This window comes from Nocardia sp. NPDC058058 (genome assembly GCF_042885355.1).
Classification (GTDB): domain Bacteria; phylum Actinomycetota; class Actinomycetes; order Mycobacteriales; family Mycobacteriaceae; genus Nocardia.
Genome location: NZ_JBHVSA010000001.1, coordinates 1,634,744 through 1,657,377 on the forward strand (window position 1 = coordinate 1,634,744; position 22,634 = coordinate 1,657,377).

Annotated in this window: 24 protein-coding genes; 12 read left to right on the forward strand and 12 right to left on the reverse strand. The window is 66.8% G+C overall.

The features are described from left to right. Positions 1 to 27 precede the first annotated feature (27 nt). The 5 genes from nagB to ACFVUS_RS07550 are packed head-to-tail and all read right to left on the reverse strand — an operon-like array spanning position 28 to position 5,139. Positions 28 to 810 (reverse strand): glucosamine-6-phosphate deaminase, encoded by a 783-nt coding sequence (gene nagB, locus ACFVUS_RS07530; protein WP_387762358.1) that lies wholly within the window; start codon positions 808 to 810, stop codon positions 28 to 30. Beyond that, the gene (locus tag ACFVUS_RS07535) at positions 798 to 1,964 is read right to left on the reverse strand and encodes an N-acetylglucosamine-6-phosphate deacetylase (RefSeq protein WP_387762359.1); all 1,167 of its coding nucleotides are present in this window, start codon (positions 1,962 to 1,964) and stop codon (positions 798 to 800) included. Before ACFVUS_RS07535 ends, nagB begins: the two co-directional genes overlap by 13 nt. Positions 1,965 to 2,010: 46 nt before the next feature. Further along, complete coding sequence (gene ptsP / locus ACFVUS_RS07540) at positions 2,011 to 3,666, reverse strand: phosphoenolpyruvate--protein phosphotransferase (RefSeq protein ID WP_387762360.1); 1,656 nt, start codon at positions 3,664 to 3,666, stop codon at positions 2,011 to 2,013. Continuing rightward, positions 3,656 to 3,919: an HPr family phosphocarrier protein gene (locus ACFVUS_RS07545; RefSeq protein ID WP_387762361.1), complete on the reverse strand. Its 264-nt coding sequence runs from the start codon at positions 3,917 to 3,919 to the stop codon at positions 3,656 to 3,658. Before ACFVUS_RS07545 ends, ptsP begins: the two co-directional genes overlap by 11 nt. Further along, a complete protein-coding gene (locus ACFVUS_RS07550; protein ID WP_387762362.1) occupies positions 3,919 to 5,139 on the reverse strand; it encodes a PTS transporter subunit EIIC in 1,221 nt (406 codons plus the stop codon). Before ACFVUS_RS07550 ends, ACFVUS_RS07545 begins: the two co-directional genes overlap by 1 nt. Before the next feature lie 111 nt (positions 5,140 to 5,250). Here ACFVUS_RS07550 and ACFVUS_RS07555 point away from each other — a divergent pair, with 111 nt between their 5' ends. Further along, positions 5,251 to 5,481 carry a glucose PTS transporter subunit EIIB gene (locus tag ACFVUS_RS07555; RefSeq protein ID WP_387762363.1) on the forward strand — a complete coding sequence of 77 codons (231 nt, stop codon included), beginning with the start codon at positions 5,251 to 5,253 and terminating at the stop codon, positions 5,479 to 5,481. Between the two features lie 5 nt (positions 5,482 to 5,486). Beyond that, positions 5,487 to 5,936 (forward strand): PTS glucose transporter subunit IIA, encoded by a 450-nt coding sequence (locus ACFVUS_RS07560; RefSeq protein ID WP_387762364.1) that lies wholly within the window; start codon positions 5,487 to 5,489, stop codon positions 5,934 to 5,936. 65 nt (positions 5,937 to 6,001) lie between these two features. Here ACFVUS_RS07560 and ACFVUS_RS07565 read toward each other — a convergent pair whose 3' ends face one another. Both ACFVUS_RS07565 and ACFVUS_RS07570 read right to left on the reverse strand, forming a co-directional pair. After that, entirely contained in the window at positions 6,002 to 6,697 is a 696-nt protein-coding gene (locus ACFVUS_RS07565) for a GntR family transcriptional regulator (RefSeq protein ID WP_387762365.1), read from the reverse strand. 60 nt (positions 6,698 to 6,757) lie between these two features. Further along, positions 6,758 to 7,108, reverse strand: coding sequence for a hypothetical protein (locus ACFVUS_RS07570; protein WP_387762366.1), 351 nt, complete (start codon positions 7,106 to 7,108; stop codon positions 6,758 to 6,760). Positions 7,109 to 7,188: 80 nt separating this feature from the next. Between ACFVUS_RS07570 and ACFVUS_RS07575 the strand changes: the two genes are divergently transcribed. Further along, a complete protein-coding gene (locus ACFVUS_RS07575) occupies positions 7,189 to 8,154 on the forward strand; it encodes a quinone oxidoreductase family protein (RefSeq protein WP_387765440.1) in 966 nt (321 codons plus the stop codon). A 1-nt stretch (position 8,155) separates the two neighbouring features. Here the strand turns inward: ACFVUS_RS07575 and ACFVUS_RS07580 are convergent, their stop codons facing one another. Next, positions 8,156 to 8,761, reverse strand: coding sequence for a TetR/AcrR family transcriptional regulator (locus tag ACFVUS_RS07580; protein WP_387762367.1), 606 nt, complete (start codon positions 8,759 to 8,761; stop codon positions 8,156 to 8,158). Between the two features lie 90 nt (positions 8,762 to 8,851). On the opposite strand from ACFVUS_RS07580, the gene ACFVUS_RS07585 reads away from it, so the two are divergent. The 3 genes from ACFVUS_RS07585 (at position 8,852) to ACFVUS_RS07595 (ending at position 12,622) form a co-directional block, all read left to right on the forward strand. Beyond that, positions 8,852 to 10,393 carry an FAD-dependent monooxygenase gene (locus ACFVUS_RS07585; RefSeq protein ID WP_387762368.1) on the forward strand — a complete coding sequence of 514 codons (1,542 nt, stop codon included), beginning with the start codon at positions 8,852 to 8,854 and terminating at the stop codon, positions 10,391 to 10,393. Positions 10,394 to 10,602: 209 nt separating this feature from the next. Next, positions 10,603 to 12,105 (forward strand): hypothetical protein, encoded by a 1,503-nt coding sequence (locus ACFVUS_RS07590; protein WP_387762369.1) that lies wholly within the window; start codon positions 10,603 to 10,605, stop codon positions 12,103 to 12,105. A 64-nt stretch (positions 12,106 to 12,169) separates the two neighbouring features. Then, positions 12,170 to 12,622, forward strand: a complete 453-nt coding sequence (locus tag ACFVUS_RS07595) for a flavodoxin domain-containing protein (RefSeq protein ID WP_387762370.1) — start codon at positions 12,170 to 12,172, stop codon at positions 12,620 to 12,622. Positions 12,623 to 12,812: 190 nt separating this feature from the next. On the opposite strand, the gene ACFVUS_RS07600 is transcribed toward ACFVUS_RS07595, so the two are convergent. After that, complete coding sequence (locus ACFVUS_RS07600; RefSeq protein WP_387762371.1) at positions 12,813 to 13,808, reverse strand: hypothetical protein; 996 nt, start codon at positions 13,806 to 13,808, stop codon at positions 12,813 to 12,815. Positions 13,809 to 14,174: 366 nt separating this feature from the next. Here ACFVUS_RS07600 and ACFVUS_RS07605 point away from each other — a divergent pair, with 366 nt between their 5' ends. After that, positions 14,175 to 14,558: a hypothetical protein gene (locus ACFVUS_RS07605; protein WP_387762372.1), complete on the forward strand. Its 384-nt coding sequence runs from the start codon at positions 14,175 to 14,177 to the stop codon at positions 14,556 to 14,558. A 32-nt stretch (positions 14,559 to 14,590) separates the two neighbouring features. Here ACFVUS_RS07605 and ACFVUS_RS07610 read toward each other — a convergent pair whose 3' ends face one another. Beyond that, positions 14,591 to 15,061, reverse strand: coding sequence for a DUF6194 family protein (locus tag ACFVUS_RS07610; RefSeq protein ID WP_387762373.1), 471 nt, complete (start codon positions 15,059 to 15,061; stop codon positions 14,591 to 14,593). A gap of 62 nt (positions 15,062 to 15,123) precedes the next feature. Between ACFVUS_RS07610 and ACFVUS_RS07615 the strand changes: the two genes are divergently transcribed. Continuing rightward, positions 15,124 to 15,828: a MerR family transcriptional regulator gene (locus tag ACFVUS_RS07615; RefSeq protein WP_387762374.1), complete on the forward strand. Its 705-nt coding sequence runs from the start codon at positions 15,124 to 15,126 to the stop codon at positions 15,826 to 15,828. Here the strand turns inward: ACFVUS_RS07615 and ACFVUS_RS07620 are convergent, their stop codons facing one another. Then, complete coding sequence (locus ACFVUS_RS07620) at positions 15,829 to 16,131, reverse strand: hypothetical protein (RefSeq protein WP_387762375.1); 303 nt, start codon at positions 16,129 to 16,131, stop codon at positions 15,829 to 15,831. It lies immediately after the preceding gene. Positions 16,132 to 16,530: 399 nt separating this feature from the next. Here ACFVUS_RS07620 and ACFVUS_RS07625 point away from each other — a divergent pair, with 399 nt between their 5' ends. Continuing rightward, positions 16,531 to 17,211: an LppP/LprE family lipoprotein gene (locus tag ACFVUS_RS07625; RefSeq protein ID WP_387762376.1), complete on the forward strand. Its 681-nt coding sequence runs from the start codon at positions 16,531 to 16,533 to the stop codon at positions 17,209 to 17,211. Positions 17,212 to 17,342: 131 nt separating this feature from the next. Next, positions 17,343 to 17,912: a hypothetical protein gene (locus tag ACFVUS_RS07630; protein ID WP_387762377.1), complete on the forward strand. Its 570-nt coding sequence runs from the start codon at positions 17,343 to 17,345 to the stop codon at positions 17,910 to 17,912. A 57-nt stretch (positions 17,913 to 17,969) separates the two neighbouring features. Here the strand turns inward: ACFVUS_RS07630 and ACFVUS_RS07635 are convergent, their stop codons facing one another. Then, entirely contained in the window at positions 17,970 to 18,956 is a 987-nt protein-coding gene (locus ACFVUS_RS07635; RefSeq protein WP_375953261.1) for a heme o synthase, read from the reverse strand. A gap of 392 nt (positions 18,957 to 19,348) precedes the next feature. Here ACFVUS_RS07635 and tkt point away from each other — a divergent pair, with 392 nt between their 5' ends. Then, positions 19,349 to 21,493, forward strand: coding sequence for a transketolase (gene tkt, locus ACFVUS_RS07640; RefSeq protein WP_387762378.1), 2,145 nt, complete (start codon positions 19,349 to 19,351; stop codon positions 21,491 to 21,493). 6 nt (positions 21,494 to 21,499) lie between these two features. Next, the gene (gene tal, locus ACFVUS_RS07645; protein ID WP_387762379.1) at positions 21,500 to 22,633 is read left to right on the forward strand and encodes a transaldolase; all 1,134 of its coding nucleotides are present in this window, start codon (positions 21,500 to 21,502) and stop codon (positions 22,631 to 22,633) included. The last annotated feature ends 1 nt before the right edge of the window (position 22,634 follow it).

The following is a 22,634-nucleotide window of genomic DNA, read 5'->3' on the forward strand; positions in this document are numbered from 1 at the left end:
CCTACCGGGTATTCGCCCGTGCCCGAATCAGAAGCTCTGCCAGGCGGGCTTGTTCTCGACCGCGAAGCGGTAGTAGTCGACGGCCTTCAGGTTCGCGGCGGCGGCCGGGTCGACGATGACGGTGACGTGCGGGTGCATTTGCAGGATGGAGGCCGGGCAGAAGGCCGAGACCGGACCTTCGACGGCGGCGGCGACCGCGTCGGCCTTGCCTTCGCCGGTGGCGATCATGAGCAGATGGTCTGCGTCGCTGATGGTTCCGAGGCCCTGGGTCAGGACGTGGGTGGGGACCTGACTCAGGTCGTCCTCGAAGAAGCGGGCGTTGTCCTCGCGGGTCTTCGGGGTGAGGGTCTTGACGCGGGTGCGCGAGCGCAGCGAGGAGCCGGGCTCGTTGAAGCCCAGGTGCCCGTTCGCGCCGATACCGAGGATCTGCACCGAGATCCGCCCGGTCTCGGCGATCGAGCGCTCGTAATCCGCTGCGGCGGCGGGGATATCGGCGGCATTGCCGTCGGGGCTGTGCACATTGGCGTCGGTGAAGTCGACGTGCGCGGTGAACTCGTCGCGAATGAACTGCGCGTAGGACTGCGGATGCCCCGGCGGCAGGCCGATGTACTCGTCCAGCAGGAAGGCTTGCACGCCCGCGAAACTCACCTCACCGGCCTGATATTGGCGAATGAGCTCCTGGTATGCGCCGAGCGGGGAGGAGCCGGTGGCCAGGCCGATGGCGCGGGCGCCGCGGCGTACATGGTCGGCCATGATGCGGCCCGCCAGTACTCCGGCTTCGGCCGCGTTATCGGTGATCACGAGTTCCATTGGGTTCCGTCCTTATACACGGTCAGTGGGGTCAGGTGGGAGTCGGTGACGAGCAGGTCGGCTCGCATACCGGGGCGGAGCGCGCCGAGTTCATCGGTGCGTCCGAGCAGGCGGGCGGGGGTGGCGCAGGCCGCGGTCGCGGCGGCGGTGAGATCGACTCCGGCGTGGAATACGGTGCGGCGCAGCACATCCGCGGCGCAGGCGGTGCCGCCCGCGATCGCGCCCTCGCCGTGCGGGTCGTACAGCCGCGACACGCCGTCCTTCACCACGACATCGAGGCTGCCCAGGTGATAGCGGCCGTCGGGCTCCCCGGCCGCGGCCATGGCATCGGTGATGAGGGCGAGATTGTCCGGGCCGATGGTGTCGAACACCATGCGCACGGTGCCGTCGGCCAGATGCACACCGTCGCCGATGACTTCGGCGACCACATCACCGCGTCCGGCGGCGGCCATGGCGGCGGTGAGGAAGTTGGCGTCGCGGTGCGCGAGTTCGGGCATGGCGTTGAACAGGTGGGTGATGGATACCCGCCGTCCGCGCCGCATGGCGTGCACCGAATGCTCGTAGTCGGCGACCGTATGCCCCAGGGACAGAATCACGTTCGCCTCGGCGAGCACATCGGCCAGCGCGTCGAAATGCGCGGTCTCCGGGGCGATGGTGACCGAGACTATGCGACCACCGGCATAGTCGACGAGCCGTCGCAGCATGGCCGGATCACCGTCGATGATCCGGTCGGGATTGTGTGCGCCCCTGCGGTGTTCGCTGATGAACGGGCCTTCGAGGTGGATGCCCGCGAGCAGTCCGGCATCGATGGCCTTGCCCAGCACGTCGATTCGTTCCCGCAGTTCGGCCTCGGTGGCCGAGACCAGCGAGGCGATAAGCGTGGTGGTGCCGTGCCTGCGATGGAAGTCCGCCGCGACCGCGACGCCGTCGGAATCGGTTTCCGGAAAACCGAATCCGCCACCGCCGTGGCAGTGCACATCGATGAGCCCGGGCAGGATCACCGGCGACTCCCCAGCGATCCAGGGGAGCTCACCGTCGAATCCCGTTGCCGGGCCGACATAGTCGAGCAGCGGTCCGTCGAACGACACCACACCGTCGGCGAGTTCGCCCGCCTCGGTGAGGGTGACGACCCGGCCGCGCAGTGTCGTCCTCAACGCGCTATCGCCCTCGATCGCGGCGTCATGCGGAGCCGTCCCGCGGTCATTTCGCCTGTCCCAGTGCGGATCGAGCGGCCTGTACCGCGTCTTGCGCGGTGCGCGCGGCGAGTACCGCGGCCGCGGCGGCCCGGCACTGCTCGAGCGTGACCGCCGCGAGCTGAGCCCGCACACCGGCCAGTGAACGCGGTGCCATGGACAGGGTATCGACGCCGAGACCCACCAGCACACAGGCGAATTCGGGGTTGGAGGCCGATTCGCCGCACACCCCGACCTTCACATTGTTCCTACCCGCCCCGGCGACGACCATGGCGATGGTCGCGGCGAGCGCGGGCTGCCAGGGATTGTGCAGCGCGGCCAGGGTGGAGGACATGCGGTCCGCGCCGAACAGGTACTGGGACAGGTCATTGGTGCCGATGGAGAAGAAATCCACTTCCGCGCCGAGGTGTTCGGAGCGAATGGCGGCGGCCGGGATCTCGATCATCACCCCGGGTGAGCGCACCCCGGCCGCGCGGGCGCGGGCGGCGAAGTAGTTCGCCTCCTCGACCGTGCCGACCATGGGAGCCATGACATTCACCGTAGCCCCGGTGGCCGCGCGCGCGGCCTCGATCGCGGTGAGCTGATCGAGCAGCGTCCCCTCATCGACGCTGCTCAACCGCAGCCCGCGCACGCCCAGCGCGGGGTTCTCCTCATCCGGCAGGTTGAGGAAGGGCAGCGGCTTATCCGAGCCCGCGTCCAGGGTGCGCACGGTGATCGGCCGTTCGCCCAGGGCGCGGAAGATATCCGCGTATTGCTCGGTCTGCTCGGCCACCGTGGGCGCGGATTGCCTGCCCAGGAAAAGGAATTCGGTGCGGAACAGGCCCACGCCCTCCGCGCCGAGTTCCACGGCGAGCTGGGCGTCGGCGACGCTGCCCACATTGGCGAGCAGCGGGACCGCATGCCCGTCGGCGGTGCGGCCGGGACCGGTGGGCGCGTCTGCCTGTCGTGCGCGCACGGCAAGCACTTCCTCGCGACGCGCCGCATCCGGTTCGAGTTCGACCACACCGTTCGTCCCGTCGACCACGACGACGGTGTGCTCCGCGATCTCGACCGCTCCGGGAGCGGCGACCACGGCCGGAATCCCCAGGGCCTTGGCCAGAATCGCGGTATGCGAGGTGGGTCCGCCCGCGACTGTGAGCAATCCGACCACGACGGCCGGATCCAGCGTCGCGGTATCGGCGGGCGCGAGATCATGCGCGGCGAGCACGAAAGGCTCGGTGCTGTCCGGGATTCCGGGCGGATCCACGCCGAGCAGCTCGGCCACCACGCGCTGACCGACGTCCCGCAGATCGGAGGCGCGTTCGGCCATCATGCCGCCCAGGGCCGTCAGCTGATCGGCGAAATGCCGCACCGCATCGGTGACCGAATGCGCGGTGGGACCGCCCGCGCGGATGCCCGCGCGCACCTGATCCAGCAGCGCCGGATCGGCGGCCAGCGCCGATGTCATGAACAGGATGTCCGCGGCCGGCCCCTTGGCGTCGAGGGCCTGCGCGGAGTACCGCGCCGCCACCGCCTCGAAAGCCGTTTCGACACGGGAGATTTCGGCGTCGACATCGCTGCCGGGCGCGTCGGAGGCGCTGGTGGCGGGCGCGGACGCCAGCCACTTCACCGGTCCGACGGCGATTCCGGGAGCGGCGGCGACGCCGCGCACCTCATGCGTCAAGATCGGTCTCCAGCAGCTTGACCAGCTGGTCGAGGGTGTCCTCGTTACCTTCCTCGGTGTAGAGGATGACCTCGTCGCCCTGTTTGACGCCCAGGGTCATGACCTGGAGCAGGCTCCCGGCGGCGACCGGCGGCTTACCGTCGGCCGAAATGGTCACCGGCGCGGGCGATTTGGCGGCGGCCTGGGCGAACATGGCGGCCGGGCGGGCGTGCAGACCGGTCTTCGAGGCGACTACAGCGGTGCGATTGATCATTACGCGACGTTCTCCTTCTCGATCTCTTCTTCGTCGGGTTCGCGACCCGGGGTGGGCAGGTTCCAGCGTCGAATGATGAAGCTGAAGGTGACGTAGTACAGCACCGCGTACCCCAGGCCGATGGGGATCAGCAGCAGCGGATGCGTGGCCTTGCCGAAGTTCAGCAGATAGTCGATGGCTCCGGCGGAGAAGGTGAAGCCGTCGTGGATGCCGAGCCAATTGGTCAGCGCCAGTGCGGAACCGGTGAACACCGCGTGGATGAGCAGCAGCGGCCACGCCACGAAGATGAACGCGAATTCCAGCGGTTCGGTGATACCGGTGACGAAGGCGGTCAGACCGGTGGACAGCATGATGCCGCCGATCATCTTGCGGTTCTCCGGCTTGGCATTGCGCCAGATGGCCAGGGCGGCGGCGGGCAGGCCGAACATCATGATCGGGAAGAAGCCGGTCATGAAGGTGCCGGCGTTCGGGTCACCGGCCAGGAAGCGCGGGATATCGCCGTGCACGCCGTTGTAATCGCCGATCACGAACCAGACGACCGAGTTCAGGATGTGGTGCAGGCCCAGCGGCAGCAGCATGCGGTTGGCGAAGCCGAACACCCCGCCACCGGCGACGGCGTTGTCCGCCACGGTGTTTCCGAGCCAGGTCAGGCCGGAGTTGAAGGCCGGGTAGATGAACGCCATGATCACGCCGATGACGACGGCGGCGCACGCGGTCAGGATCGGGACCATGCGGCGGCCGGAGAAGAAGCCGAGGTAATCGGGCAGCTGCGTGCGGTGGAAGCGCGTCCACAGCACGGCCGCGGTGATGCCGATGACGATGCCCCCGAGGACACCGAAGTTGATCATCAGCTGTCCGCCCTTGGCGTCGACCTTGCCGTCGAGCACCACCGGGGACATGGCTTTGAAAACGCCACCGAGGGCGAGGTATCCGACGACCGCGGCCAAGGCCGTGGATCCGTCGGCCTTCTTGGCCCAGCCGATGGCGATGCCGACCGCGAACAGCAGCGGCAGATTGTCGATGAGCGCGCCGCCGGCTCCGGCGAGGACGTTTGCGACGGTTTTGAGCGCCGACCACCGGCCGAGCATGTCGTCCTGGCCTAGTCGTAGCAACAGGCCAGCGGCAGGTAGCGTGGCAATCGGCAGCATCAAGCTGCGGCCGAGCTTCTGCAGTCCGGACAGGTCGATTTTCTTGCGCGCGCTCTGGGCGGCATCGGCCATAGCGGTGGTCCTCAGTCTGTGAATAGGGTCACCCGGAGGTATGGTGACTGGTTATAACCACAGTAAACTGGTTATAACCAGCTTTGTCCACTCGACACGCACGGAGGAAAGATGTCGAAAGTCGATCAAATCGTCGCCGGTCTCGGCGGTCTCGGCAATATCGTCGAGGTCGAAGGGTGTATCACCCGGCTTCGCGTCGAGGTCAAGGACGCTTCCCTGGTGAACGACAAGGATCTCAAGGCCGCCGGCGCGCACGGCGTGGTCAAGGCGGGCGCGGCCGTTCAGGTCGTGGTCGGGCCGACCGCCGATGCCCTGGCCGAAGACATCAACGATCTGCTCTGATCGCCATGAGCACGCAGATTCTCGCGCCCCTGCCGGGCACCGCCATCCCGCTGTCCGAAGTCCCGGATCCGGTGTTCTCGGCGGAGATGGTCGGCTCCGGCATCGCCATCGAACCGCCCGATACCGATGAGCCGATCACGGTCGTCGCACCCATTTCCGGATCGATCGTGAAGCTGCATCCGCATGCCGCGGTCATCGTTTCCGATGACGGTCTCGGGGTGCTGTTGCACGTGGGCATCGATACCGTCGGCAAGCCCGATTTGTTTCAGGTCAAGGCCGTCGAAGGTGAGCGCATCGAGGTGGGCGAACCTCTGGTTATCTTCTCGCCAAATGCCGTTCGACGACTGGGGCTCAGCGCCGCCGTCCCGGTCGTGGTGATGGATACCGCGCCCGGATCGGCGCAGGACACCGTCATCGGTGCGGTCGCTGTCGGCGACAAGCTTTTCGCCATCTGACCCATCCGGCGGAAACGAACTGAGCCCCGGCCCGAATCAGGCTGGGGCTCAGTCGCGTCGGCGTACTAGTCGGCCGCGGAGACGGTCATGTAGACCTGGTAGCGGTCCGCCCGGTACCAGGAGTGCGCGTGCTCGATACAGCGGTCCCGCGAATAGGACATGCGGTCGAAGGCCAGTAGCGGCGACCCCACATCGGTGCCGAGCCAGCCCGCGCCGCGCTCATCGGCCGCCACCGCGCGCACCGTCTGATCGGCGCGATCGATCGGGCAGTCGTACTGCTTCTCCAGCAGCGAATACAGCGATTGCGTCAGATCGTGTTCGAGCAGTCCGGGCAGCAGATCGGCCCGGTACCAGCCGTCATCGATGGAAATCGGCAGCCCGTCGGCCAATCGGAGCCGCACCAGGTGAAAAGCCTTCTCGCTGGCCCCGATTGCGAGCGCGTTGATCGAAGCGGGCGGCGGCACAGTGAATTCGGTGTGCAGCACCACGGTGCTGGGCGTGCGGCCGAGCCTGCGCATGTCATCGCTGAAGGACGCCATATGCAGTCGCGAACGCGCCACCCGTTCGGCGACGAAGGTGCCCTTACCCGGGATACGGGTGATGACGCCCTCGGTTTCGAGCTGCCCCAGCACTTCTCGCACCGTCATGCGGCTGACCCGATAGTCATCGCAGAGCTGGCGTTCGCTGGGCAGCATCTCACCGGGACGCAACTGCGCGCACAGGGTGGTCAGCGCGGAGCGCAGCTGCGCCTGTTTCGTCACTCGGACCGACACATCGTCCTCTGGGTGCGTACGTCCCCCGCGGATTGCGGGCTCATTGACCTACTTCTCGTTGCGCGCCTTGGGGAATCGCTTCTGCTTGGCGACCCAGCCCGCCATCTTGGCCCAGTGGCCCTTGGCCGGGGTGACGACCGAGACCAGCTCGCGGTTCCACTCATCGGCCTCGGTGAGCCCGTCGACGGTCTCGACCAGGGCCTTGGCGGTCGCCAGATCGCCGACGACCCGATCGCCGAGCACGCCGTCGGCGCCGACCAGGGTGACACGGACGCCGACGCGGCCGATGGGCTGCAGCACCGCGGTGGCGGAGCCACCGTGCTCAGCCAGGAATCCCTTGACGGAATCCACGACGGACGGCGACAGCTTGGCGGGTGCCTCGGCAGTGGTAGCGCTCATGCCCAGGAGTTTACCCATCGGTAAAACGGAGTCGATGAGCCGCCGTACAGCTCACAGTGGCGCGGGTGTACAAACAGACGATGCGCGCCATTCAGGTTTCCGAAAACGGCGGTCCCGAAGCACTGCGGCTCACCGAGGTTCCGGACCCGCAGGCCGGGCCGGGACAGCTGCTGGTGGAGACCGAGGCGATCGGTGTGAACTTCATCGACACCTACATCCGGACCGGGTTCTATCCGACGCCGCTGCCCTACATTCCGGGGGCCGAGGGCACGGGTGTGGTGACCGCGCTCGGGGCGGGCGTGAGCGATTTCCAGGTCGGCGATCGGGTGGCGTGGGCCACCGCGCCGGGCAGCTATGCCGAAAAGGTGCTGGTGCCAGCCGCATTCGCGGTTCCGGTGCCCGCCGGGGTGGCCGCGCCGGTCGCGGCGTCGGCGCTGTTGCAGGGGATGACGGCGCACTATCTGATCGAGTCGATCTACAAGCCGGAGCCGGGTGAGACCGTGCTCGTGCACGCCGGGGCGGGCGGGGTCGGGCTGATCCTGACCCAGCTGCTGGCGCATCGCGGGGTGCGGGTGATCACGACCGTGTCGACCGATGACAAGGAGAAGTTGTCCCGGGACGCGGGCGCGGCCGAGGTGCTGCGCTATGACGACGAGATCGCCGCGCGGGTAAGGGAACTCACAGCCGGGGCGGGCGTGGCGGCCGCTTATGACGGTGTCGGCAAGAGCACTTTCGAGGCCAGTCTGGCCTCGGTCCGAGTGCGGGGCATGCTCGCGCTGTACGGCGCGGCCAGCGGGCCGGTGCCGCCGTTCGATCTGCAACGGCTCAATCCGGCCGGATCGCTGTTCGTGACGCGGCCGACGCTGGCGCACTACATCCGCGATCGCGACGAATTGCTGTGGCGCTCAGGCGATATCATGAACGCCATCGCCGATGGATCGCTGAATGTGCGGGTCGGCGCGAGTTACCCGCTGGCCCATGCCGAGCAGGCGCATCGGGATCTGGAGGCGCGCAAGACGACCGGATCGGTCGTGCTGCTGCCCTGAGTCAGGGCATATCGCGGCCGGTGAGACCGCGATAAATGAACAGGGTCAGCGAATCGACGGCCTGGGCATCGGTCAGTTCCAGGCCGCCCTCCTCGATGGCCTGCAATACGCCCGTGGTCGCCATGAACATCATGGCCAGGCTGGCGTCGACGGTGCCGGGCAGGGTGAGCCCGGCGGCCGGAAATCCGTCCAGGTGATCGGCGATATCGGCGCGCTGTTCCGCGCCGTAACCGGCCACCATCTGGGCGAATTGGTCGTTGACCAGTGCGGCCTGATTCATGGCGCGCAGCACCGGCCAGTTGCGCCGGGCGAAATTCCAGTACTGCTCGACGTGATACCGGACCGCTTCGGGATCGGTGAAATCCGATTTGTGCTCGGGCGCTTCCGCCGAGGAATCACCTTCCACCACAAGGTCTTCGAGCAGGGACTGGAGTAGTTCCTCCTTGCTCGCGAAGTGGTTGTAGAACGAGCCCGCCGCGCGCCCGGCCGCCGCGGTGATGTCGGTGATCTTGGTGTTGAGGTATCCGCGTTCGGCGAACACGCGCCGCGCGGCCGCCTTGAGCGCCTGCTCGGTCTCGGTCGACCGTTCCTGACGTCGCCCTGCCATTTTCTTCGACCACCTCCTTGACAGCGGAAACTACCACCCACAATACTGAATCCACATTCAGTGAATCTCGATTCAGTAATTGGAGTTGTGATGTCTTCGCAGGTACTCATTGCCGGAGCCGGTCCGACCGGACTCACCCTCGCCATCGATCTGGCGCGCCGCGGCGTGGCCGTGCGCATCGTCGATCACGCCGAGACGTTCTTCGACGGATCGCGCGGGGACGGCATCCAGCCGCGCACCCTCGAGGTTTTCGACGATCTGGGCGTGCTGGACGCGGTACTGGCGGCCGGAATGCCGCAGGCGCTGATGCGAGTGCATATGGGCGGGGAATTCGTGATGGAGCGGCGCATGACGCCGATCCGGGAGGCCACACCCGATGTGCCGCACCCGAATCCGTGGGTGCTGGGGCAGTCCGATACAGAGGGGCTGCTGCGCGATCGGCTCGCGGAATTCGGGGTCCGGGTCGAACTCGGCACGGGCGTGGTCGATTTCGCCGCCGATGCCGACGGGGTGAGCGTCACACTGGCGCACGACGGCGTGACCGAGACCGTGCGGGTGGACTATCTGGTGGGCGCGGACGGCGGGAAGAGCACCGTCCGCAAGACGCTCGGCATCGCGTTCGAGGGCACCACCGATGAATCGATTCGCATGCTGCTCGGGGATGTGCGGGCCGATGCGCTCGATCACGAGTTCGGGTACTGGTTCGCGGACGCGGAGAATCCGATGAACGGAATCGCCATGACGCCGCTGCCCGGCGGGCGCAAGTTCCAGTTCGGCGCACCCCTGGAACAGGATTCGGATACCGATCTGGCAGCGTTGCAGAAGCTGCTGGAATCGCGGTCCGGGCGTACGGATCTGGTGTTGTCGGAACTCACCTGGTCGACGGTGTGGCGGCCGAATATCCGGCTGGCCGAGCGCTTTCGGGTGGGCCGGGTATTCATTGCCGGGGACGCCGCGCATGTGCATCCGCCGACCGGCGGGCAGGGGTTGAACACCGGGGTGCAGGATGCCTACAACCTGGGCTGGAAACTCGCTGCGGCGCTGCGTGATCCGGGCGCCGAGAGTGAGGCGCTGCTGGATTCCTATGAGACCGAGCGTCGTTCGGTGGCGGCGCGGGTGCTCGGCTTGAGTGCGGCGCTGCTGGACAAGACCGTCAAGGGTGATCCGGACGCCATGGATCGCGAGGGGACGCAGCAGCTCGATATCAGCTATCGGGATGTGGTCGCGGGCAATGACTCCGGTGATCGCACGGTGCGCGAGCTGGTCGCCGGGGATCGTGCGCCGGACGCGCCGCTGATCGATGCCGATGGGCACGCGGTCAGCCTGTTCGAGGTTTTCCGGGGGCCGCACGCGACGCTGCTGGTTTTCGGCGGTGACGGCACGCCCGATGCGGCGATGGCGCGGGAGATCGCCACTCTCGAGGCGTTCGGGGTGCGAGCGCGGATCGTTCCGGTGTCGCGACCGGGCGGGGCGGCTCTCGAAACCCGGCCCGGCGCGGACTCGGAAGCACCCGCCGGGATGGGGCTCGCGGTGATCGATGTCGACGGTCACGCGCATCGCGCGTACGGCGTCGGCGCGGCCGCGCGGGTGCTGATCAGGCCCGACGGTTATGTCGCGGCACTGAATCACTGAGGGGCCCGCCACATCCTGGGCGGTTGGTCCTATTGGTCCGGAACCGGCCGGTAGGCCGCCCCGGGAGCGGCGATATCGCGAACCATGCAGAATGATCTTGCTGCCGCGCAAGACGATTCATCGCGACCCCCTGGCGGAACACCGTAAGGTAGTCGCGGCGACCGTTCGGGCGGCCGGCAGGTGAAGGCATCGGTCAGAGGTGGTCTTGGATGTTGGTGAAGGTCCGCAACGACGACCCGTCGCGGCTGTCGGGCACCGAACGCACCGTGGTGAACTGGCTCAAATCCTGGAGCGGTCCGCACGCGGTACCCGGAATCGCGATCGTGCAGTGCCAGGACGCCGACATCGTGGTGTGGACGCCGCAGACCAGTGTGGTGCTGGGTGTGCACGCCTTCGCCGAGCGCGTCACCGGAACGCTCACCTGCGCCGAGGACGAACCCTGGACGATCGACGGCAAACCCGCGCCCATCGACGGTGACGCCGATCCGCTCGAACGCGTGCGGCGGCAGACCATGGATCTGGCCCGTCAGCTGCGCTCCGCGCCCGGGCGGGAGAACGTTCCGGTCAGCGGGCTGGTACTGCTGGTGCCGCAGCTGGGCAGCCGGGTGAAGCTCGAAAAGGGCACGCTCCCGGCGGGTATCGACGTGCTCATCGGGGATGGGCCGTCCTCGCTGCGCAGCTACTTCACCACCATCGCCGAGGGCGCGACGCCGTCCTGGGATGCCGCACAGGTGGGCCAGGCGCTCGGCGCGCTCGGATTCGCCGCCGCCGCAACCTATTCCGATCTGGTATCGGAGGGGTTCCCGCCGCCGGAGTCGGCGCGCAGTTCGGCGCTTCCGATGTCGGCCGCGCCGACGGTGGTGGTGCCCTCGGTGCCGGTGCAGACCGAGGCTCCGGCCGCGCTGCCCAAGCGGGTCGCTGGGGCATCCGGGATCCAAACACCCAGCGGCCCCGGCACTTCCGGATCGGGATCGCGCGAAAGTGGTGACCAACCGGGCGGACCTGGCGCGAGTGGTCGGGGTGCGGGCCCGGCGATCGCCGGTGGTGCGGCGGCGGGGGCGGCGGCCGGAACCTCCGGTGCGAGTACCGAATCCGGTGCGCCAAGTGGTCCGGGATCCGCCGAGCCCGCACAGCGATCGTCCCGCGCGGGCAAGGTCGCCGCGGCGGGCGCGGGTGTCGCCGGCGCGGCAGCGGCCGCGGCCGCCTACCGTGCCGTCACGGGATCGTCCGAACCACACGAGCCGCGTTCCACTGTGCCGCAGGGCGCACCGCAGGGTCCGCCACCGCAACAGCCGCGACCGCAACCGGCGGGTCCGCAGGGCGCTCCGCCGCCGCGTCAGCAGCAGGTTCAGCAGGGTCCGCCCCCGGCCCAATCCAATCCGCAGGCAAGCTATTCCGCCGCGCCGTCGCAACCGGCGGCCCCCGGTTTCCCGCTCTGGCCGAATCAGCAGAATCAGGTCGCGCCGCGGCCGCGCCGTCGCAAGGATCTCCCGGTGTTGCTCGGCCTGATCCTGGTCGTGCTGGTGCTCGCGGTGGCCGCCATGTGCACCGGTCGCACCACCCACACCGAGGAGAAGCCCGCCCCGGGTCAGCAGACCTCGACGGTGCATCGCCCGTCGAGCAGCAGCGGCGGCGCGACCACGACCACCGATCCGACCATCCCCAAGACCACCATCGCTCCCCCGTGCTTCCCGATGCAGCCGGGTTGCTGATCACTTCCCTTCACAGCAATGTAGGTTAGGCTACGCTTACATACTCTTCGAAGGGAGTCTTTGCGTGCGCGTAGTCATTCTGTTCGGATCCGAAATGGGCACGGCCGAGAACGCCGCGGAAGCCATCGCGGACGAGCTGACCAGCCATGATGTCTCGGTCTACGATATGACCGATTTCGACCCGGCCGATCTCGACGCCGCCGACTTCCACATCATCGTCTGCTCCACCTACGGCGACGGCGAACTCCCCACCGGCGCCGAACCCTTCTTCAACACCCTCGACGCCACCACCCCCGACCTGACCGGCCTGCGCTTCGCCGTCTTCGGCCTCGGCGACATCATCTACGGCGACACCTTCAACCGCGGCGGCGAAATAGCCGCCGAGAAGCTGACCGCCCTCGGCGCGATCCAGATCGGCGAGCACGCCCGCCACGACTCCTCCACCGAAATCCGCCCCCGAGACATGGCCCGCGACTGGGCAAGCACCCTCCCGATCCCCGCCCTGCAAAACAGCTGACCGCACCGCGTTGCCCCGAACTCGGTTCAGATGACACCGAATTCGTGCGGCACCGACCCGACGGCAGCGAGGTGACACGTACACGGGCGCGAACCATACAGCTGCCCGTCCTGCGCTTTCGTCGCGAACGCCTGCGCGACGGCCTGCGGATCAGCTTCCATGCCAATGCCTTTCATCGATGAATTCACCGTTACGCACGTGCGATGCCCAGTTCGGCATTCAGGTAGAACAACCCCTGATCCATCTCTTCCTCGTGCCCGGCGTAGAAACACAGATCCTGAGGACTCCGAACACCGAAGACCTCACGAAAAGTCGCGATCGTGCGCGGAACAAGATCGCCGAGTGTGTGCAGGCGCGGACCACGCACGACGGGGCCGAGCCACAACGGACACTCGAAACTCTCCATATCCACTGGGGCCCAATGCCAACCGAGTCCGACCATCTTCGTGTGTTGCGCATGGGGATCGGCGGCAGCGTCGTTCCCCGGGAAGCATTGGTTGTGGATCGTGGACCGGTTCACGAACTGAATGGCCACGACATCGCTTCCCTCCGCGATTCGCAAATTCATGGCGCCGCCCCGTGGCAATGTCGACAGCGACCATTCCAGTCGATCAGCGAAATCCCGCCACTCCGTACATATTTCGGGTGCGCCACGATGCGATGGACGATCCGGGGCAACTGCGGTCAACTCCTCCTCTGCCTCGCACAACGCATCCATCGGACCGGAATCTCCCGCCACGGTGTACCGCAATCGCTCGGGAGTCGCACCGAACCCGTCCCGCAGCACCTCGATCACGGCCGCCGCCACTTCCCGACGGAATCGATCGTTGTCCAACCAATCGGTCTCGACCTGCCGCACCGACTCCGCCGCCGACTCGTCGAATATCGCCGCAGGACTCCACATCGGGCGATCCCGCGCCCGAACGACCTCACCCGAGGGCGAATAGTTCAAGCGAGTGTTCGTCGTCCGATGCCCGCGCAACACCTCGATCGCCCGGTGCGCCACCACCGGATCCGCCGGGATCGGCACCTTGACAACGAACCCTCCGCTGCGCTGAAAAACCACCCGACACCCGGTCTCCGCATCCCGAAGCTGAATCACCTCACCATCGGGTTCATGCGGATACCCGAACGACATATACCGCGGCATCTCCTCGAGCAATCGCTCCCAGCGATAGTCGATCAATCTCTCCCCTCCCACTCCCCCAACCTAGCCACCCTCACCGACACCGCGCACGCCATTACCGCCCACGAGATGGTTTGCGATGCAGCCGAACTCGCCCGATAGGATTGGCGCATGGTCGCTTCGGGATTGCTGCACACCATCCCGCCACCGCAGGAACTGAGGCGACGGGCGCGGATAGTGGCACTGCTCGACTGCGTTCTGACTGGGCTGGTGCATTCAGATCCGCTGCGGCGGTATCGGTTCGTCGATCGGTGGCGGGCGGCGATATCGCTGGCGTCGATGCGTAATGGTGCGGGGGACGAGTATTCGATCGTGTTCTGTGCCGCCGGTGTGTATGTGCGGGGGTATGACTCGACGGTATCGCCGTTGCCGGGGATCACCGATGGCCTGCCGAATCGGTTTACCAGGTATGTCACCGAGCCGGAGTTCCAGTTCGCCGACGGTGCGCCCGCGATGACCCTGTGCGTCTGGTACCGGGCGGGTGAGAGCGGGTGGCAGGCCGGTCGGGCCGTCGATGGCGGTGCAAGAACCTCGGCTGTCGACGGTTCCGCCCGGCTGTTCGACGCACTGCTCGACTGGAACGCAGGAGCTCTCGGCGCGGCTTTCCGAGTCCATTCCGAACCTGATCAGGGTGCGGTGCAGGCGATTATGGACGGGGCTCCGATCTCACGCGCGGTAGTACAGAAATTGAACCCGGACGCCGACTTCTCGATCGTCGAGCGGGAAATGGCGATCATTGGCCGCCGGTAACGGGAGCAGGCGAAAAACGGTGGGGCCGGGGCTTATTCGGGTGAGTTGCGGTTGTAGCGGGTGCGCGCACGGTCGTAGGCCGTGTGCAACAGGTCGGCGATCACCGGTTCGGACTGGGGACCGGGATTGACTATCGACAGCCAGCCCGCACTTGCGTAGGTGGGGTGTGGGATGAGGGTGTCGAGGGCGCTCGGGTCGGCGGGGTGGGCGGATGAGTCACGCGGTGGGTAGCCCAGGTGGGTGGTGAAGGAGTCTTTGCCCGCGTGGATGTTGAGGCGGAAGGTGTTGGGGCGGTTCAGGTTCGAGGATTTGTCGTCGGGATAGTCCTTGGTGACGACGGTGGTGAAGGGTTGGACGGTGGTGGGGATTTTGCCGTCGGGGGCGTAGTAGATGAAGGAGTCGCCCCAGGCTATTTCGGGGTAGGTGGGGTCGCCGGGGGTGGGTGAGAGGCGGAGGGTGCCGGGGAGGGAATCCAGTAGGGCGATGATTTCTTCGATGGTCATGGGTTCTAGCGTTACATTCATGTGCTTGTGGAGGGTTGACACGTGAATTGGCAGGTGAGCGTATGACGGGTCTCCATTCGGAGGTTCTTCGCACTGCCGATGTGGGGCGGTTGGCGGGATATTCCGTGCAGCAGGTGCGCAATCTCGAGCGTGATGGTGTGTTGCCGCCTGCGGGGCGGACCGCGGCCGGGTATCGGGTTTATGGCCGGGCGCATGTGGTGTCGGCGCGAGCGTATCGGGCGTTCGCGGCGGGGACGGGGCCGGTCGAGGCGAAGCGGATCATGCGGGCGGCGCACTCGGATCCCGAGGGGACATTGCTGGCGATGGTGGACGCGGCGCATGCCGGGCTCGATCGGGAGCGGCGGGATCTGGAGTCCGCGAAGGCGGCGGTGCGGCATATCAGCGCGGAGCCGGTTACGGGGGTGCGCGCCTCGGATGCGATGACGATCTCCGAGTTGGCGGAGGCGCTCGGGATTCGGCCGTCGACCCTGCGACATTGGGACGCAATGGGTTTGGTGAATCCGGGGCGAGGTGGCACCCGGGCGCGCACCTACTCCCCCGAGGATGTGCGGGCGGCACGGATCGTGCATCAGCTGCGATTGGCCGGGTACGGGATCACGCTGTTGCAGGGATTGATGCCGGAACTGTCCGGTGCGCCCGGCGATGTCCTCGAAGGCCTGGAGGCTCGGGAGGCGACCATTCGCACGCGGTCCAGAGCGTTGCTGGCGGGCGCGGCGGAACTCCACGCCCTGCTCACTGCCTCCTGATCAGGATTCGACGGTGACCGTCAGGGTCGGATTGGGGTTGGGGCGCGATCGCACCGTGGCATCGGTGGCTACCTGCGCGGAAGCGCACGCGCCCAAGCGCCCGTCCGCTTTGTAGACCACGGGCATACCGGCCAGGATGGCGTAGGCGCGATCTCGCTCGACTAGGTATTCGCGCGCACCCACGTTGAACACGTACATCTCATCGTTCTCGGTGATGGTCCGGTCGTCGAGACAGAATGTGCCCCAACGCCAATCGGACTCGAAGAACGCCTGAATGGTCTGCCGCGCCTGTTCGTACGTCACGCCCAAGGTTTCGGTTCCCAACCCTCATCGGTCACTGGTTTCGGTCACGCCGCTGGATAACGCATTGTCCCTCATGGTGTTTGCTACGGGTGTACTCCTGGTGCGGCGAGTCGGGTTCCAGCGGAAGGGAATCGCAGACCAGGCGGTTCTCAACCAAGCGTTCAGCTGGCATTGCCGAAGTGTCGCCCGATCTCCGCGTTGTGCCCATGCTTCTTGGGGCACAGGATCTTTGGGCAGACCCGCCGGGGTCATGCGGATAACAGGACAAGTTGCCGGTCCGATGACCAAGTAGTTCTCCCGATTATCGAGATCACAATCCGAATGCCACCGGCAGAGTTGGCATATGCGGCGAGGACGCTGTTTTCCGGATGATTGCCGGACCAACTTCGAGGGGATCACATGAAAACCACCACGGCCGTGCTCGCGGCAGGTCTGGCGCTGGTGCTGAGCGGATGCGGTTCCACCACAACGGACTCCAGCGGTGCGAGCACCACCTCACGTGCGGTCTCCACGTCCGCGGCGGCCCCGACCACCAAGGCGACACAACCGGCCGACCAGTCCCAACAGCCCGGTCAGCAGACCCCCGTCAGCACCGAAACCGCGCCCGGCACCGCCATCACCGAAAGCCCCGCACCCACCAACCCGCCCGCGACCACCGTCGCCGCCCCGAACGGCAGCGGCCACGGCCTCTGCTTCGACGTCAACTCAGCACTCGCCAACACATCCCTGAACCGGCTCGCCGCAACCGCTTCCGGCCCCTGGCAGGTCGAGTCGGGCAGCAACGACGCGATAGCGGACGGCTGCACGGGCGTCCTGTCCTACCTGGTAGCCACCTCGGGCAACATCCACCCGTACACCCACATCCTCTTCTTCACCAACGGCACCTACCTGGGCACCGCCACCTCCCAGCCCTACGGCTACACCAGCGTCACCGGCAAAACCCGCACCGCGGTCTCCGTCGACTACCGCTGGCTCAAAGGCAATGAAGCCCTGTGCTGCCCCGAAGGCGGCCCCAGCACGGTCACCTTCACTCTCAACGGCACCACGGTTCAGGCCAACGGCCAGTTCCCGCCGAAGTAGCGCGACCGAATCTCCGATACCCGCTTCCCGACAGCCGTCGCTGTCGGGTTGAGAGGCAATCCGCATATATCTTCATTGGTGCGGGGTTTGGGCTGGGTGAGGAGAGAGCGGGTTCGATGCACTGGGATCAGATGAGAGATACGCCGGAGGATTTGCGTAAGCGGGCGACGCGGTTGCGCAGGGGTATCGGGCAGTTGGGGATTCTGGAGTCGATTATCGAGGCCGCCGAGGGGCCGTGGCTGGGGGCCATGGATGCCGATGGGCGCGGGGCCGCGGAGTTGCGGATGCATTTGGCGGGCAAGTATCGGCTGCTGGTGGTGGTGACCAGTGCGGGGAAAATCAGCCTGGTGCACGTGAATTCGCTGGTCAAGGGCGGGGACGGGGAGAAGATCCTGTCCACCAAGACCGCGCTGCGCAAGGGCTGGGATGCGGAGAAGATGCCCAAACCGCAGGAGTGGGTGGAGTACGCGGTGCGGTGGGTGTCCGATGTGAGCGGGGAGGTCGATCGGCGCGATGTCGTGGAATGGCTGCTGTCCGGCGCCGATCGCAAGCTGAGCACGGTGAACGATGTGATCGAAAGTCTGCGGATCAGCCTGCGCGAGCAGGAGGAGGTCCGCGATGAGCGCGCCGCCGAGGTCGCCGAACTCAAAGCCGAGCTGAAATACCTCAATTCGATCGCCGAGCGCCAAGCCGTCGAATAACGAAAACCGCCGCCGGACACGGGGTCCGGCGGCGGTGCTGTTTCGAGCTGCTGCGGGTCAGCCGAAGGCGATGTGGCCCAGGGTGTTCCAGCCCATGACCGAGTCGACCGCCAAGCCGCAGAAGACCACGGCGAGGTAGTTGTTCGACTGGAGGAACAGACGCAGCGGCTTCACCGGCTCGCCACGGCGAACACCGGAGTAGAGCTGGTGCGCCATCAGCAGGAACCACGCGCCCGCCGCGATGGCCACGGCCGCGTAGATGGCTCCGGCCGCCGGAACCAGCGCCAGCGTCGCCAGCACGGTCAGCCAGGTGTAGATCACGATCTGCTTGGTGACGACCTGCTCGGTGGCGACCACCGGCAGCATCGGCACGCCGGCCGCCTTGTAATCCTCCTTGTAGCGCATGGCGAGCGCCCAGGTGTGCGGCGGCGTCCAGAAGAAGATGATCAGGAACAGCACGATGGCGGGCCAGCCGATATTGCCGGTGACCGCGGACCAGCCCACGAGCGCGGGCATGCATCCGGCCGCGCCACCCCAGATGACGTTCTGTGAGGTCCGCCGCTTGAGGCCCAGGGTGTAGACGAAGACGTAGAACAGAATCGTCGCCACCACCAGCACACCGCTGAGCAGGTTGGCCTGCCACCACAGCCACGCGAACGACCCGAGCCCGAGCACGATGCCGAACACCGCGGCGTTCCGCGTCGGCACCGCCTCCCGCGCCAGCGGACGCTTGGATGTCCGCTTCATCACCTTGTCGATATCGGCATCCGCCACGCAGTTCAGCGTGTTGGCCGAGGCCGCGCCCATCCACCCGCCGAACAGCGTGGCCAGGATGAGCCGCAGATCCGCATGCCCGCGATCGGCCAGCAGCATGGTGGGAATCGTTGCCACCAGCAACAACTCGATCACGCGGGGCTTGGTGAGCGCGATGTACGCCAGCACGCGCCGGGTACCCGCGGCAAGCGGTCCACTACCCGTGACGCGGTCGGCCAGCACCGTCCCGGAGGAGCCGTGAGCGCCACCCGGCTGTTGCCCAATCCGCACTGTTTCTCCTCGCACGCCGTGCACTTGATCCGGTCTGGAAAGCAGCGCGCTCTGCTATCCCCCTTGGAGACAAGGCTGTGCCGGCGCGGCTACTACTACAGAGCATGGTAGACCCACGGCGACCGTGCTCTCGCCCAGGTCCGGCCCGGGCGCACCGAACGAGGTTTGAAATCGGGTCTAGGAGGGATCACGAAAGGGTCTGCGGGAGGACACGAACATCGACACGTCGCCCGGTGAACGCGGGTTCCCGCGTGGAGCGGAAACCGCCACCTCTAGGGTGGTGGCTAGTCCGGTGCGCTGTCGGATGATTGAGTCGGCGCATCGCGCACGCCCCCGCCAGCGAGCCCGCCGACAACCTCAGTGTTCACGAGAAGGTCAGGAGAACCTCGGTCGTGTCAGTCACAGACGACATCCGCGCCCTCACTCAGCCGCATCACCCCACCGACTGGTCCGAAGTGGACACCAGAGCCGTTGATACGGCGCGTGTCCTCGCCGCGGACGCGGTGCAGAACGCCGGAAACGGCCATCCCGGCACGGCGATGAGCCTGGCGCCGTTGGCGTACACGCTGTTTCAGCGTGTGATGCGCATCGATCCGAGCGATCCGGAGTGGGTGGGGCGCGACCGTTTCGTGCTGTCCTGCGGTCACTCCAGCCTCACTCAGTACGTGCAGCTGTACCTGGCCGGTTTCGGTCTGGAGCTCGATGACCTGGTGAACCTGCGCAAGTGGGGCTCGCTCACCCCGGGTCACCCGGAGTACCGGCACACCAACGGTGTGGAGATCACCACCGGCCCGCTGGGTCAGGGTCTGGCGTCGGCGGTCGGCATGTCGATGGCCTCGCGGCGTGAGCGCGGTCTGTTCGATCCGGCTGCGGCACAGGGCGAGAGCGCGTTCGACCACTTCGTCTACGTCATCGCCTCCGACGGCGATCTGGAAGAGGGCGTCACCTCCGAGGCGTCCTCGCTCGCGGGCACCCAGCAGCTGGGCAACCTGATCGTCTTCTACGACGACAACCGCATCTCCATCGAGGATGACACCCGCATCGCGTTCACCGAGGATGTCGCCGCGCGCTACCGCGCCTACGACTGGCATGTGCAGGTCGTCGAGGGTGGCGAGAATGTGACCGGTATCGAAGAGGCCGTCACCGCCGCGCAGGCCGTCACCGATAAGCCGTCGATCATCGTGCTGCGCACCATCATCGGCTTCCCGGCTCCGACCAAGATGAACACCGGTGGCGCGCACGGCGCGGCGCTGGGCAAGGACGAGGTCGCCGCCACCAAGAAGATCCTGGGTTTCGATCCGGAGCAGAACTTCGAGGTCGACGAGTCGGTCATCGCGCACACCCGCAGCCAGGTCGCCGATCGCGCCAAGGCCGCCAAGGCCGCTTGGCAGGATCAGTTCGACGCGTGGGCCGCCGCCAACCCGGAGAACAAGGCGCTCTTCGACCGCCTGCAGACCCGCTCGCTGCCGCAGGGCTGGGCCGAGACGCTGCCGTCGTGGCCCGCCGATCCGAAGGGTATGGCCACCCGTAAGGCGTCCGGTGCGGTGCTCGCCGCGCTCGCGCCGGTGCTGCCGGAACTGTGGGGCGGTTCGGCCGACCTCGCCGAATCCAACAACACCACCATGCCGAACACCCCGAGCTTCGGCCCGGAGGACATCTCCACCGGTATGTGGAAGGCCAACCCGTACGGCCGCACGCTGCACTTCGGTGTGCGCGAGCACGCTATGGGCTCGATCCTCAATGGCATTGCGCTGCACGGTCCGACGCGTCCGTACGGCGGCACCTTCCTGGTGTTCTCCGATTACATGCGCCCCGCGGTGCGCCTGGGCGCGCTCATGCGCACCCCGGTCACCTACGTGTGGACGCACGACTCCATCGGCCTGGGCGAGGACGGTCCCACGCATCAGCCGATCGAGCATCTGGCCGCGCTGCGCGCCATCCCGGGCCTGAACGTGGTGCGCCCGGGTGACGCCAATGAGACCGCGTACGCCTGGCGCACCATCCTCGAACGTGACTCCGCGGAACGGCATTCGCATTTCGTGCCGGCCGACGCCCCGCATCAGGACGGTCCGTCCGCGCTGGCGCTGACCCGTCAGGATCTGCCGATCCAGGAGGGCACCAGCTACGAGGGTGTCCGCAAGGGCGGTTACGTGCTGGCCGAATCATCCACCGCCACACCGCAGGTGATCCTCATCGCCACCGGTTCCGAACTCCAGCTCGCCGTGGATGCCCGCGCTACGCTCGAGGCACAGGGTGTCGGCACCCGCGTGGTGTCCATGCCGTGTGTGGAGTGGTTCGACGCGCAGGATCAGGCCTACCGGGATCAGGTGCTGCCGCCGTCGGTGCGGGCGCGGGTCACCGTCGAGGCCGGGATCGCGATGCCGTGGCACCGATTCACCGGTGATGCCGGTGAGAACGTGTCCATCGAGCACTTCGGCGCCTCGGCCGATTACAAGACGCTGTTCCGCGAGTTCGGCATCACCACCGAAGCTGTGGTCGACGCCGCCAACCGCTCGCTCACCAAGGTGAAGGGATAAGCCACCATGACTCAGAACACCAACCTCGCGGCCCTGTCGGCCGCCGGGGTCTCGGTGTGGCTCGACGATCTCTCGCGTGATCGCATCAAGTCCGGGAACCTCCAGGATCTGATCGATACCCGCAGTGTCGTCGGTGTCACCACCAACCCGACCATTTTCCAGGGCGCGCTCTCGCAGGGCCACGACTACGACGCTCAGGTGCGCGAACTCGCCGCCCGCGGCGCCGATGTGGATTCCGCGATTCGCACCATCACCACCGATGACGTGCGCGCGGCCTGCGATATCTTCGCCGACGTGTTCGCGGCCTCGAACGGTAAGGACGGCCGCGTCTCCATCGAGGTCGATCCGCGTCTGGCGTTCGACACCGACGGCACGGTGGCCCAGGCCATCGAGCTGTGGAAGATCGTCGACCGGCCGAACCTGCTCATCAAGATTCCGGCGACCGAGGCCGGTATTCCGGCCATCACGCGGGTGATCTCCGAGGGCATCAGCGTGAATGTGACGCTGATCTTCTCGGTCGAGCGCTACCGCTCGGTCATGGGCGCGTACCTGGACGGTCTGACCAACGCGCTGACCGCCGGGCACGATCTGGCCAAGATCCATTCCGTCGCTTCGTTCTTCGTGTCCCGGGTGGACTCCGAGATCGACAAGCGCCTCGAGGACATCGGCACCGCCGAGGCCCTGGCGCTGCGCGGTAAGGCCGGAATCGCCAACGCGCGCTTGGCCTATGCCGCGTACCAGGATGTATTCGACGGTGGCGCACACACTTCGGTGTTCGCGCGGCTGCGGGCTTCCGGTGGCGCGAACGCTCAGCGGGCGCTGTGGGCCTCGACCGGTGTGAAGAATCCGGAATACCCGGACACCATGTACGTGACCGAGCTGGTGGGTCCGAACACGGTGAACACGTTGCCGGAGAAGACGCTTCAGGCCGCCGCCGATCACGCCGAGATCACCGGGGACACGCTGTCCGGTACCGGTCCGGCCGCGCAGGAGATCTTCGATCAGGTGGCCGCCGCGGGCGTCAACCTGGACGAGGTCTTCGGTGTGCTCGAGGTCGAGGGCGTCGATAAATTCGTGAAATCCTGGGAGGAACTGCTGGTCGCCACGACCGAGCAGCTCCGGGTAGCCGGAGGAAACTGAC

Coding starts and splice junctions, on each gene's coding strand:
- nagB (WP_387762358.1), bottom strand. CDS start 810: ATGGAACTCGTGATCACCGATAACGCGGCCGAAGCCGGAGTACTGGCG.
- ACFVUS_RS07545 (WP_387762361.1), bottom strand. CDS start 3,919: ATGATCAATCGCACCGCTGTAGTCGCCTCGAAGACCGGTCTGCACGCC.
- ACFVUS_RS07550 (WP_387762362.1), bottom strand. CDS start 5,139: ATGGCCGATGCCGCCCAGAGCGCGCGCAAGAAAATCGACCTGTCCGGA.
- ACFVUS_RS07555 (WP_387762363.1), top strand. CDS start 5,251: ATGTCGAAAGTCGATCAAATCGTCGCCGGTCTCGGCGGTCTCGGCAAT.
- ACFVUS_RS07560 (WP_387762364.1), top strand. CDS start 5,487: ATGAGCACGCAGATTCTCGCGCCCCTGCCGGGCACCGCCATCCCGCTG.
- ACFVUS_RS07570 (WP_387762366.1), bottom strand. CDS start 7,108: ATGAGCGCTACCACTGCCGAGGCACCCGCCAAGCTGTCGCCGTCCGTC.
- ACFVUS_RS07575 (WP_387765440.1), top strand. CDS start 7,189: ATGCGCGCCATTCAGGTTTCCGAAAACGGCGGTCCCGAAGCACTGCGG.
- ACFVUS_RS07580 (WP_387762367.1), bottom strand. CDS start 8,761: ATGGCAGGGCGACGTCAGGAACGGTCGACCGAGACCGAGCAGGCGCTC.
- ACFVUS_RS07585 (WP_387762368.1), top strand. CDS start 8,852: ATGTCTTCGCAGGTACTCATTGCCGGAGCCGGTCCGACCGGACTCACC.
- ACFVUS_RS07590 (WP_387762369.1), top strand. CDS start 10,603: ATGTTGGTGAAGGTCCGCAACGACGACCCGTCGCGGCTGTCGGGCACC.
- ACFVUS_RS07610 (WP_387762373.1), bottom strand. CDS start 15,061: ATGACCATCGAAGAAATCATCGCCCTACTGGATTCCCTCCCCGGCACC.
- ACFVUS_RS07615 (WP_387762374.1), top strand. CDS start 15,124: ATGACGGGTCTCCATTCGGAGGTTCTTCGCACTGCCGATGTGGGGCGG.
- ACFVUS_RS07625 (WP_387762376.1), top strand. CDS start 16,531: ATGAAAACCACCACGGCCGTGCTCGCGGCAGGTCTGGCGCTGGTGCTG.
- ACFVUS_RS07630 (WP_387762377.1), top strand. CDS start 17,343: ATGAGAGATACGCCGGAGGATTTGCGTAAGCGGGCGACGCGGTTGCGC.
- tal (WP_387762379.1), top strand. CDS start 21,500: ATGACTCAGAACACCAACCTCGCGGCCCTGTCGGCCGCCGGGGTCTCG.